A 9,920-nucleotide genomic window follows, 5' to 3' on the forward strand; every position below is an offset into this window, starting at 1 on the left:
GCGGGTCACAACTGAGCAACGCGGCTACGCGGTGAGCGAAATACCGCCCAATCACCGCGCAAATCCAGCCAGGCCGTGTTTACATTAGTGAAAGGGTTCAAGCAATAAAGGCTGGAGGAGGAGAATATGTCCCAGATCGCCACCGAAAATGGTGCTGTAGACAACGGTGCTGAAAACGAGCAGGGCGCCCCCCACCAGCTCACCGCAGCCGACCGCTGTGATGCCTGCGGTGCCCAAGCCTATATTCGCGTCGTCGTGAAGAACAGTGAATTGCTGTTCTGTGCTCACCATGGCCGCAAGCATCAAGAGAAGCTCGCGAGCATTGCCGAGAGCTGGCACGACGAGTCGAGTCGTCTGCTCGAAGACCAGCGTTCATAGCTGATCGTCTAACCTTAGTCGGCTCTAGCTGACGTCGAACAGATGCCGCGCGCGCGGCTGGCTCAGGCCAGTCTCGTTGCGCGGTTTCCTCGTTAACGCCCGGCTGGCTGCATTCTGACCGCCCGCTATTCGGCTGGTTGCCCCAGTCGCAATGCAACCTGGTTGCGCGCGACCCGCGCGGTCTCATCGACGGATTCGGCTACGGCGCCGCGGAAATAGGCGAGACCGCGGCGACGGAAGGCCGCCTCGAGCAGGTGATCGGCCAACCCGGGGTTTTTGGCCAGAACGGGACCGTGCAGGTGGGTGCAGAACACCTCACCCATGGTCAGCCCCTCGATCTGCGGTCCACTCGCCGATGCATCCGCATTGCCGGTGCCATGGAGCACTCGGCCCAGCGGGCTCGCTTCGGCGCCGGCATAGTCGCGGGCGTGGTTCTCGAACCCGATCAGCCGCCCATACTTTGTCGACACGATGATATCGTCGGTGGCGCGCCGGGTGCGTGGCACCGCATGGCCGGCGACTAGCCCGAGGCCGTCGATCACCGTTCCATCGATGAGGTCGATCCCCCAGCTGAGCAGTTCCCAGCCGGTGCCGACAGCCATAATGGGCACGCCGGAATTCGACCAGACTCGCAGGTCCTCCACTACGGTACGGAGGGCATCCCTCGCGGGCAGCAGCGTAGCATCCGTTCCCGATCCGATCGACACCGCGTCGACGTGCTCGGGCAGGTCTGACCGGGTATGCACGTCGACCACTCGCGCTTCGCGGCCGCTCCACCGGGCCCGCTGGGCGAGCACTCGAGCGTTGCCGGCATCGCCGTTGGTGTCGAGGAGACGGGGCAGCAGCGAGATTACCGTGAAGGGGCGCTCGATCGACGTGGCGGTCATTTACGATTCCTCAACGTTGGAGACGAGGCCGAGGTGGGCGCGAGTGCGCCGCATGCCATCGGCCGAGAAGATTATCGTTTTCATTCCAAACACGGGATCCGGCAGCGCCAGGAAGGTATCCAGTGCGGTCGCGACGTCGGGTTCGATACGATCGACCGAGACTCCGTCGTAGGCCAGCTGCAGGGCGATGTCGTGCGCCTTCAGCCCGGAGGCGATCAGCACGTGACCGAGCCCCGAAGTATCGACCGGCCAGAAATATGAGGGATCCCGCACATCGGAGCCGATGATCACAATGATCTGCTCAGTGCCGGCCTCGAGGCTGTCGACGTTGAGCTGAAAGCTCGACGGGTTTTGCACGAGCACGAATTCGATCGCCTTACCGCCGACGGTGACGACTTCGCCGCGACCGAAAACGGCTGGCATTGCCGAGAGGGCGGCACAGGCGGTACCCGGGTTGAAACTCTCCCCCAGCGTGGCCTCGGCGGCGCCGAGCGCGGTCAGAGCATCAACGGCGTAGTGGATGCCGCGAGCCGGCAGTGCAATGCTGTGGCTGCCGCCGTCGGAAGGAAAATCAACTTTGGCAGTACGCCCCGCCATTCCGGTCAGTTGGAGTCCCGTTCCAGCGGGCAGACGCGATTGGGTGGTGTCGGCGTAGCCGAGGCCACGGGGGTGCTGAGTGAGAACGTCGGCGGTGACACCGTAGCGGGACAGTCGTACGCTCGGTTCGAGCCGGGCGCCGACATCGGCGAGGTAGCGGTCGTCGGCATTGAGAACCACGGTTTCGGTGGCGCGGGCAGCAATCTTCCCGAGCAGGGCCGAGACCATCTCGGAGTCGTGGAACCGGTCGATCTGGTCGACCATGACGTTGGTGAGGGCGACAACGCGTGGAGCCAGCGACCCGGCGATCAAGGCTCCGTGCCCTTCATCCATTTCGAGAACGGCGACGTCACCGGAGATGCGCCCGGTCAGGGTGACCCGTTCAAGCAGGGCGCTGGTCAAACCCTGGCTGATATTGGCCGTCGACTGGTTGGTGAACACGGTCAGGCCGTGCGCCCGCAGAATGGCGACGAGCATCTTGGTCGTCGTCGACTTTCCGCTCGAACCGGTCACGATGATCAGACCGAGCGGAAAGCCGTTGAGGGTGTCGGCCAAGAAACGAGGTGCGATGCGGTTTACGACGACGCCGGGGATGGCCGAGCCACCACCAGGTTTGCGCCAGCGGGCCAGAACCCGAACCGCTCGACCAATCAGAATCGCCGGAGCATACTTCACCGACTTCACGAGAGCAGGGTCACGATCCGGGACTGCCGTATCAACGCCACTCTTTACTCGAGGTAGTCGCGTAGGGACTGCGACCGGGACGGGTGGCGCAGCTTGGCCATCGTCTTGGACTCGATCTGACGGATACGCTCACGTGTGACGCCGAAGGTATCGCCGATCTGGTCCAGCGTCTTGGGCATGCCGTCGCCCAAACCGAAGCGCATGCGAATGACGCCGGCTTCGCGCTCGGAGAGCGAATCGAGGAGGCTCTCGAGCTGCTTTTGCAGCATCGTGAAACCGACTGCATCCGCTGGAACAACGGCCTCGGTGTCTTCGATGAGGTCGCCGAACTCGCTGTCGCCATCTTCACCGAGGGGGGTGTGCAGGGAGATCGGCTCGCGACCGTACTTCTGTACCTCGACGACCTTTTCCGGCGTCATGTCGAGTTCGCGGCTGAGCTCCTCGGGCGTGGGTTCGCGGCCGAGGTCCTGCAGCATCTGCCGCTGCACCCGGGCGAGCTTGTTGATGACCTCGACCATGTGCACCGGAATACGGATGGTGCGGGCCTGGTCGGCCATGGCTCGGGTGATCGCCTGACGAATCCACCAGGTGGCATAAGTGCTGAACTTAAAGCCCTTGGTATAATCGAACTTCTCGACGGCGCGGATGAGCCCGAGGTTGCCCTCCTGGATCAGGTCGAGAAACTGCATGCCGCGACCGGTGTAGCGCTTAGCCAGCGAGACGACGAGGCGGAGGTTGGCACCGAGCAGGTGGCTCTTGGCGCGGGCGCCGTCCTTGGCAACCCACTGCAACTCGCGGCCGAGAGCGTTCTTCTTCTCGACATCGGTCATGACCGACAGCTTGTCCTCGGCGAACAAGCCGGCCTCGATGCGCATGGCCAGTTCTACCTCTTCGGCAGCGTTCAGCAGGGCGACCTTACCGATTTGCTTGAGGTAGTCCTTGACCGGGTCGGCCGTCGCGCCGGTGATGGCACTCGAGTAGACCGGAACCTCATCGTCGTCGTCAACCAGCGACAGCACGAGAGCGCCGCTCGGCAGCGGCTCGTTCGAGGCTTGGCGCTTGGTGCCTTCGTCGTCTGAGTCGTCTTCCTCGCCGTCCGGCGCGGTGTCGACGTCGGCTTCATCGTCTTTCTTGACGACCTTGGACTTGGTGACGCGCTTCTTGGGAGCAGGCTTGTCGACGCCAGCTGCGGTGGCTGCGGACTTCTTCGTCGCGGCGGCCTTGGCTGCTGCAGCCTTGGTGACGGTCTTCTTGACCGCCGTCGTGGGCGTCTCGTCGGACGCCTCGGTCTTTACGGTGGTTGCCATTAGAGCACCTCTCATGCGGAGTCGTACCTGCTTCTGTGCGACCGGTGACGGTGCCAGATGCGTTTTTGGGCAGAACTTGGACCCATGTCAAGCCCAGGGATGGTCATATCAACACTGTAAGTTCCACACGGTGTAGACATACCCCGGACCAGAACGGGTCCTAGAAATAAGTATTGCACGGTTTATCTGGACGACAAGCCACACCACACACTATGATCGACCGTTACGTCGTTTCCAAGCCCGTGATAGTGCAACCCAGATAGGCGCCACTTCTATTCCCTCATCGCGGGAGAGCTGGCGACGGGTACGGCGGCGGGCGTGCAGCAGAAATCCGACGCCGACGCCGATCACGAGGTATTGCACCGAGAACGCCACCCGGAAGGCATCGAGGGCGTACAGGTCGCTGGCCGCTCCTCCGGCGACCTTCCATCCGTTCTGCAGGTCGAGCAGCAGCCCCACCAGGTACATCGTGACGAAACTCGCGGTGAACCCGCCGACGTTGACCACACCGTTGGCCGAACCGAGACTGCGTTGCGGGTTAAAGGTGCGGGCAAAATCAAAGCCGATAAGCGAACCGGGACCGCCAATGCCGAGGACCACGAGCAAAAGCACAATGGTCCAGAGTGGCGGAACACCGGGCCAGAGCAGAACGAGCGCCCAGGCGGCAGCGATACCCGCGACTATTCCCAGCACGATATTGCTGCGACGCAGGGGGTGGCGTGCCGTTAGCAGGCCGAGAATTGGTCCGAACACGAGCCCGGCCCCGACCAGCACGGTCAGCATGGCGGCAGCGAAAGCTGGCTCGTAGCCGAGGCCGAAGACCATGAACGGATAGCCCCAGAGCAGGCTGAACACGGTGCCGGCGGACTGCGTCACATAGTGCGACCAGAACCCGAGCTGGGTGCCTGGACGTTTGAAACTGTGTCGAAGCTGGGTCAACGCGATGGCCAGGCTGTTCGCCCTGACCTGCTCGGTCATGTCGCTGGGGCGGTCCCTCACGAAGATGATGACCACTATCAGGGCGACGACGGCGACGGAGGCGGCCGAGAGAAAGGCCGGCACCCATCCACTCGTGTGCAGCAGCCAGGCCAAGGGGACCGCGGACAGAACCTGCCCGAGCTGGCCGATGTTGCCCATCCACTGGGACAGCAGCGGAACGATGTGGCCGCTGAACCACGAGCTGATCAGGCGGATCATGGAGATGAAGATGGTCGCATCGCCAGCACCCACGAGAATACGCCCCACGACGGCAAGAGTAATGTCCGGTGCGAGCGCGAGGGTGACCTGCCCGGTCACCATGAGTGCGGTGCCGGTGATCATGAGCACGCGCGGCCCAAAACGATCGATCAGAACGCCGACCGGAATCTGCGCCGCGGCATAGACCAGGAGCTGCACAACCGCGAGGCTCGAGAGCACGGCAGCCGAGCCGCCGAAACGCTCGGTAGCTGCCACCCCCGCAATTCCCATCGAGGTGCGCTGGAGCACGGCAGACAGGTACGCGAACGATCCTATGACAAAGATCAGGGTGGATCGACGGGAGTTCACTCGTCCCAACTTACCGCGCTCAAGCCTGCCCCAGTTTGGGAATGCCCCCGTCGGTACCCGTCGTTAGGCCGACGGGCCGTCGTCGCGGCTGCGACGCAGAGCCAGGAAATTCTCCAGTTCAGCAGCGATTTCGTCGGCCGAGGGCAGTTCGCCGTCTTCGTCTGTCAGCGGTGACCGTAATGGGCTGCCTTCCATGTACGCGTCATAGCGCTGCTCAAGGGTGCCAACGAGCTTGGACAGTTCGGGGTTGTCCCGCACTTGGTCGTTGATCCGTGCGACGAACTCACGGTTGGCTTCGCGCAGGCGATCGGTGGGAAAGATCAACCCGGTCGACGCGCTTGTGCTTTCCAGCGCGCTCAACGCCGCCGCGGGAAATTCGGTATCGCCCAGGTAGTGCGGGACCAGCAAAACGTAGCCGACCGTTGAAGCGCCACGCTCCTGCAGACGAAATTCGAGCAGGTGAAGCACGTTGGCCGCAACCTGGGTGTGTGGGCGCCACACCGAACGGTTCTCGATCAGGTCGGAGCGATTGCCGCTGACGGTCACACCGATCGGGCGGGTGTGTGGAACGGGCATCGGAATGGCATGCACCCAGGTGGTCGAAGCAACGGTGAACCGATCCACCAGTTGCATCACAGCGGCCGTGAATTGCTCCCAGCGAAAGTCGGGCTCGAACCCGGCCAGGAACAAGAACGGCTGTCCGATCTCGTCACGAGCCAGATAAAGGCGCAGTGACGGCGGCTGATAGTCGGTCAAGTGGTCCTGATCAAAGTAAATGATCGGGCGCCTCGCTCGGTAGTCAAGCAGAGCGTCCGTATCGAAGGACGCGACGACGGTGTGCTCGAGATTGGTGAGGAGATAGTCAGTGAATTGCGCGACCGCTCCACCGGCATCCGCAAAGCCGGTCAGGCCCGCGACCAGGTGTAATCCCTCCGAAACGCCATCGGCGTCCGAGGTCAGTTCGTACAGCTCAGCAGGGTCTAGCATGCTTTAACTCTAATCCGCACTGCCGGTTTTAGGTGGCTTCTGACGGAGTGCCGAGAGCGAACACCTCGCCCACTCGCACTGCCGGCCACCGGCGATCCTTCTCCCGGTGGCTACCATCGAAGTATGACCGTTCCTACCCTGTCCCTGTCCACCGAGTCCGCCATCGACTCTCCCGCCGCGATTGTCATTGTCGCTGCCCAACAAACGGATGACGGTGCGCGCCTCATCGCGACCGGAAGCGACACACTGATCGCCGCCATCACATCCCAGCTTCCGCTCCTCGGCGTGACCGGCGCCCGCGATGAGGTCGTACGGCTGGTCACCAACGACGATTCACCGCGCTCGATCGCGATCGTAGGACTTGGACGGACCGTCGACACCGACGCTTTGCGGCACGCTGCCGGTTCCGCTGTACGCCAGCTGACCGGCGTCGCCGCGTTAGCCTTCGCCATTTCGCTGACCGATGCCGATCAGGTCGAGGCCGTGCTCGAGGGCGCAGCTCTCGGCGGCTACTCCTACACCGCGTACCGACACAGCTCGCTCGCCGCGGCCAAGCTGCCGGCGTCGAGTGTCGTCGTGCACACCTCGATCATGGCGCCCAACGCTATTGCGCGGTCCAGCGCAAACGCCGAGGCGATCCGCCTGGTCAAGGACCTCGTGAACATGCCCCCGCTTGATCTGTACCCCGAGTCGCTCGCCGCGGCCGCGGTCGAAGCAGCCACCGGCCTCCCGATCGCCGTCACAGTCTGGGACGAGCAGCAGCTGGTCGCCGATGGTTTCGGCGGCATCGCTGGAGTCGGTGCAGGCTCGACCCGCCCGCCACGCCTGGTCAAGCTCAGCTACACGCCGAGTGGAGCCGGCAAGCACCTGGCGCTCGTCGGCAAGGGCATCACCTTTGACACCGGCGGACTCTCGCTCAAGCCGCCGGCATCCATGGTGGGGATGAAATACGACATGACCGGCGCAGCCACGGTGCTCGCAGTCGTGCTCGCCGCGGCGCGGCTGGAACTGCCCGTGCGAATCACTGCCTGGATGTGCATTGCCGAAAACATGCCCTCCGGTTCGGCCATCCGTCCCAACGATGTGCTGCGCATGCGCGGCGGACGCACTGTCGAGGTGCTCAACACGGATGCCGAGGGCCGCCTCGTACTCGCCGACGGTCTCGTCGCAGCAGCAGAGGAACAGCCCGACGCCATCATCGACGTCGCCACCCTGACCGGAGCCGCCGTGGTCGCCCTCGGCACCCGGTATTTCGGCATCATGGGCGACGATACCCTGGTGCAACGGGTCCTCGCAGCCAGCGCTGCCGTTGGCGAGGCAGCCTGGCCGATGCCGTTCCCCGATGAGCTGCGCGCCACCCTCAACTCCGATGTGGCCGACATCGCCAACGCCAAGATCGGCAGCACTGCCGGCGGCATGCTGCTCGCGGGGGTGTTTCTGAGGGAATTCATCGGAACGGATGCCGTCGGAACGACGATCCCGTGGGCTCACCTCGACATTGCCGGGCCGGCCCAGAACTCGGGAACGGGGTGGGGATTCACCGCCGCCGGACCGACCGGGGTAGCTGTCCGGGCCCTGCTTCGACTGGCCGAGGACTTTTCACGCCCGTAGTACAGTCGTAGGGGCAAGAAAAAGCTTGTCAAACCACGTGGCCGTTCAGCACAATTTCATCGGCCGTCGTGACAAAGCGTTAAGCGCGAGGGAGTAGCTGAGTGTCGGAACAGAACTTTGACATTGTCGTTCTCGGTGGCGGAAGCGGTGGATACGCAGCAGCGCTGCGGGCCGTGCAGCTGGGATTCACCGTTGGTCTGATCGAGAAGGGCAAACTTGGCGGCACCTGCCTGCACGTCGGCTGCATTCCGACCAAGGCTCTCCTGCACTCGGCCGAGGTCGCCGATGTTAGCCGCGAGTCGGCCAAATACGGTGTCAAGACCTCGTTTGAGGGCATTGACATCGCTGCGGTCACCGCGTTTCGCGAGGGCATCGTCGCGAGCAAGTACAAGGGGCTGCAGGGCCTGGTCAAGGCTCGCGGCATCACCGTGATCGAGGGCGAAGGCCATCTCGTCTCCCCCACGACCGTTCAGGTCGGCGAGGATACGATCGTCGGCAAGAACGTCATCCTCGCGACCGGCTCCTACTCCCGTTCGCTGCCGGGCCTCGAGATCGGCGGCCGCGTCATCACGAGCGAGACCGCTCTGGCCCTGGACTACGTGCCCAAGAAGGTTGCCGTGCTCGGCGGCGGCGTGATTGGTGTCGAGTTCGCGAGTGTCTGGAAGTCCTTTGGCGCCGACGTAACGATCATCGAAGCCCTCCCGCACCTCGTTCCCAACGAAGAAGAGTCGATCTCGAAGCAGCTGGAACGCGCGTTCCGCAAGCGCGGGATCGAATATTCCCTCGGCATCCGTTTTCAGAGTGTCACGCAGTCGGACGCTGGCGTCGTCGTTACCTTAGAAAACGGTGCGACCGTCGAGGCCGACCTGCTGCTCGTCGCCGTCGGCCGCGGCCCGGTCACGGCCGGACTCGGCTTCGATGAAGTCGGCGTCACCATGGATCGCGGCTTCGTCATTACTGACGAGCGTCTCGCCACGAACATCCCCGGCGTCTACGCCGTCGGCGACATCGTTCCCGGCCTGCAGCTGGCCCACCGTGGTTTTCAGCAGGGAATCTTCGTCGCAGAAGAAATCGCCGGCCTGAACCCGATCCTCGTCGAGGACATCAACATTCCCAAGGTCACCTACTGCGACCCTGAAGTTGCCTCCGTCGGCTACAGCGAAGCGAAGGCTGCGGACAAGTTCGGTGCCGAGCAGATCTCGACCTATGAGTACAACCTCGGTGGCAACGGCAAGAGTTCGATTCTCGGTACCGCCGGGTCGGTCAAGCTCGTTCGGGTGAAGGACGGTCCCATCGTGGGCATCCACATGATCGGTGCCCGTGTCGGCGAACTCATCGGCGAAGGCCAGCTCGTTGTGAACTGGGAAGCGTACCCGGAGGACATTGCCCCGTTCCTGCACGCCCACCCGACGCAGAATGAAGCGATGGGTGAGGCCTTCCTGGCTCTCGCCGGCAAACCGCTTCACGCGATGTAGTCGGATACCTGTTCTTATCCCATTTTCAGACATACAAACGGTTTTGAAGGAGACATGCGCATGAGCGAATCCGTCAGCCTCCCGGCACTCGGAGAGAGTGTCACAGAGGGCACGGTCACCCGCTGGCTCAAGAACGTGGGCGACCGCGTGGAGGTCGACGAGCCGCTGCTCGAGGTATCGACCGACAAGGTGGACACGGAAATTCCGTCCCCGGTCGCCGGCATCATTGAAGCCATCCTGGTGCAGGAAGACGAGACCGTCGAGGTCGGAACGCCGCTCGTGACAATCGGCGACGGGTCCGGCGCAGCTGCTCCAGCAGTCGAGGCACCCGTCGAGGCACCCGTCGAGGCACCCGTCGAGGCTCCCGCAGCCCCCGTGGAAGAGGTGGTTGCCGCACCGGTCGGCGCACCCGCACCCGCACCCGCACCGGTCGCCGCACCCGCACCCGC

General features: G+C 63.6%; 9 protein-coding genes. 4 read left to right on the plus strand and 5 right to left on the minus strand.

Annotated features, from left to right (window positions below):
- Positions 1-126 precede the first annotated feature (126 nt).
- Positions 127-378, plus strand: a complete 252-nt coding sequence (locus tag CXY71_RS03595) for a hypothetical protein (RefSeq protein WP_233204363.1) — start codon at positions 127-129, stop codon at positions 376-378.
- A 125-nt stretch (positions 379-503) separates the two neighbouring features.
- On the opposite strand, the gene CXY71_RS03600 is transcribed toward CXY71_RS03595, so the two are convergent.
- The 5 genes from CXY71_RS03600 to CXY71_RS03620 form a co-directional block, all read right to left on the minus strand.
- The gene (locus CXY71_RS03600; RefSeq protein WP_104134320.1) at positions 504-1,265 is read right to left on the minus strand and encodes a type 1 glutamine amidotransferase; all 762 of its coding nucleotides are present in this window, start codon (positions 1,263-1,265) and stop codon (positions 504-506) included.
- Positions 1,266-2,546, minus strand: coding sequence for a MurT ligase domain-containing protein (locus CXY71_RS03605; RefSeq protein ID WP_146072735.1), 1,281 nt, complete (start codon positions 2,544-2,546; stop codon positions 1,266-1,268).
- 44 nt (positions 2,547-2,590) lie between these two features.
- Positions 2,591-3,853, minus strand: a complete 1,263-nt coding sequence (locus CXY71_RS03610; protein ID WP_233198375.1) for an RNA polymerase sigma factor — start codon at positions 3,851-3,853, stop codon at positions 2,591-2,593.
- A 210-nt stretch (positions 3,854-4,063) separates the two neighbouring features.
- The gene (locus tag CXY71_RS03615) at positions 4,064-5,398 is read right to left on the minus strand and encodes a nitrate/nitrite transporter (protein WP_104134323.1); all 1,335 of its coding nucleotides are present in this window, start codon (positions 5,396-5,398) and stop codon (positions 4,064-4,066) included.
- A 63-nt stretch (positions 5,399-5,461) separates the two neighbouring features.
- Complete coding sequence (locus tag CXY71_RS03620) at positions 5,462-6,385, minus strand: proteasome assembly chaperone family protein (RefSeq protein ID WP_104134324.1); 924 nt, start codon at positions 6,383-6,385, stop codon at positions 5,462-5,464.
- A 123-nt stretch (positions 6,386-6,508) separates the two neighbouring features.
- Here CXY71_RS03620 and CXY71_RS03625 point away from each other — a divergent pair, with 123 nt between their 5' ends.
- The 3 genes from CXY71_RS03625 to CXY71_RS03635 form a co-directional block, all read left to right on the plus strand.
- Positions 6,509-7,996 carry a leucyl aminopeptidase gene (locus CXY71_RS03625; RefSeq protein ID WP_104134325.1) on the plus strand — a complete coding sequence of 496 codons (1,488 nt, stop codon included), beginning with the start codon at positions 6,509-6,511 and terminating at the stop codon, positions 7,994-7,996.
- Between the two features lie 101 nt (positions 7,997-8,097).
- Positions 8,098-9,471: a dihydrolipoyl dehydrogenase gene (lpdA, locus tag CXY71_RS03630; protein ID WP_104134326.1), complete on the plus strand. Its 1,374-nt coding sequence runs from the start codon at positions 8,098-8,100 to the stop codon at positions 9,469-9,471.
- Positions 9,472-9,531: 60 nt separating this feature from the next.
- A partial coding sequence (locus CXY71_RS03635; RefSeq protein ID WP_304481823.1) for a biotin/lipoyl-containing protein occupies positions 9,532-9,920 on the plus strand: 389 nt, incomplete at its 3' end.

Origin of the sequence: Cryobacterium sp. Y62 (assembly GCF_002929785.1) — a bacterium.
In the GTDB taxonomy this organism is placed as follows: Bacteria; Actinomycetota; Actinomycetes; order Actinomycetales; family Microbacteriaceae; genus Cryobacterium.

Excerpts from the sequence above, each read along its gene's own strand:
- CXY71_RS03595 (WP_233204363.1), top strand. The coding sequence starts at position 127 with ATGTCCCAGATCGCCACCGAAAATGGTGCTGTAGACAACGGTGCTGAA.
- CXY71_RS03600 (WP_104134320.1), bottom strand. The coding sequence starts at position 1,265 with ATGACCGCCACGTCGATCGAGCGCCCCTTCACGGTAATCTCGCTGCTG.
- CXY71_RS03610 (WP_233198375.1), bottom strand. The coding sequence starts at position 3,853 with ATGGCAACCACCGTAAAGACCGAGGCGTCCGACGAGACGCCCACGACG.
- CXY71_RS03620 (WP_104134324.1), bottom strand. The coding sequence starts at position 6,385 with ATGCTAGACCCTGCTGAGCTGTACGAACTGACCTCGGACGCCGATGGC.
- CXY71_RS03625 (WP_104134325.1), top strand. The coding sequence starts at position 6,509 with ATGACCGTTCCTACCCTGTCCCTGTCCACCGAGTCCGCCATCGACTCT.